Annotated in this window: 2 protein-coding genes; both read left to right on the top strand. The window is 75.1% G+C overall.

Annotated features, from left to right (window positions below; all coding sequences use genetic code 11):
- A partial coding sequence (locus AB0G02_RS39995) for an aminotransferase class V-fold PLP-dependent enzyme (RefSeq protein ID WP_360805691.1) occupies nt 1-617 on the top strand: 617 nt, incomplete at its 5' end.
- Nucleotides 618-747: 130 nt separating this feature from the next.
- Nucleotides 748-1,456, top strand: a 709-nt coding sequence (locus AB0G02_RS39990) for an LLM class flavin-dependent oxidoreductase (RefSeq protein WP_360805688.1), incomplete at its 3' end; no start/stop codon positions are given.

Raw genomic sequence — 1,456 nt, 5'->3', positions numbered from 1 at the left:
GGCTGGCCGACGCCGAGCCGTACCTGGCCGGCGGCGGCGCGACCGCTCGGGTGGCCGTCGAGGCGGGTGTGGAGGCGGTGACCTGGTCGGCCCTCCCCCACCTGCACGAGGGCGGTTCGCCGAACGTGGTGGGCGCGCACGCGCTGGCGACCGCCTGCCACACCCTGTCGACGACGGGATGGGACGTGATCAGGCGGCACGAGGAGGCGCTGGCCGACCGGTTGCGGCACGGCCTGGCCGAGGTGCCGGGCGTGCGCCTGCTCGACATGTGGGGTCCGGCGCAGCCGAGGATCGGGGTCGCGTCCTTCACCCTCGTCGGCCGGGACGGCGAGCCGGTCGACCAGCAGCTCATCGCCACCGCGCTCGCCGCGGAGCACGGCATCGGCATCCGGTACGGCTCGTTCTGCGCGCACCTGGCGGTGCGGCACCTGGTCGGTGGTGGGTCCGGTGGCGCGCTGCGGGCCAGCATCGGCCTGGGCACCACCACCGAGCACGTCGAACGGCTGCTCGCGGCGTTGACCGGGCTGCTGCGCGACGGGCCGCGGTGGACCTACCAGCGGTCGGAGGAGGGGTGGGCGCCGGTGCCCGACCCCCGGCCGGACCCGGAGCTGCTGTGACGACGCCGGCCCACCGGCGGCACGCCCGATCGGTTGATTCGCGGACGCCGTGCCGCGCGCGGGTTGAGCGGTGCGGGCCTCGCCTGGTCGACTCCTGGCCCGGAACCGTCGAGCGGACAGGGAGAGCGGCATGACGTCCACCGGAGCCACCGGCGGGCACGTCCGGCGACAACCGGGGCACGGCCCACCGCCGCGCGCGGCGCCGACCGGGAAGTTCGGCGTCATGCTGTACCCCGACCGGCCGTTCCCCGTGCTCGTCGAGCGGATCCGCTGGGTGGAGAGCCTCGGGTTCGACCAGGTGTTCCTCCCCGACCACAGCGCCGACCTGCGCGACCGGTGGGGCACCTGGTTCGACAGCTGGGCGGTGCTGGCGGCGGGTGCGGTGGCCACCGAGCGCATCCGGCTCGGCGTGCTCGTGGCCAACCAGATCCTGCGCCCGCCCGTGCAGTTGGCCAAGCAGGCCACGGCGCTGGACCACCTGTCCGGAGGTCGGTTCGACCTGGGCATCGGTGCGGGGATCTTCCCGTTCGACCACTACAGCGTCGGTGAGCAGCCGTGGTCGCCCAAGGAGCGCGCGGAGCGGTTCACCGACTACGTCGCGATCGTGGACGGCGTGCTGCGCGGCACGGGAGGGATGTTCAGCTACACCGGGTCGCACCTGTGGGTCCGGGACGTCGCGACCGCGCCGGGCCCGGTTCGGCCGCCGCGGCTGCCGATCACGGTCGGGGGCCAGTCACCGACCCTGCTGCGCGTGGCCGCACAACGCGCGGACACCTGGAACACCCACGGTCCGCCCGGGGCCTCGGCCGACGAGGTCCTGGCGGCCACGGCACGCCAGC

The organism is Actinosynnema sp. NPDC023658, from assembly GCF_040639995.1.
GTDB lineage: Bacteria > Actinomycetota > Actinomycetes > Mycobacteriales > Pseudonocardiaceae > Actinosynnema.
Note: the sequence above shows the minus strand (reverse complement) of the source record. Positions and strands in the feature narration are given on the sequence as shown.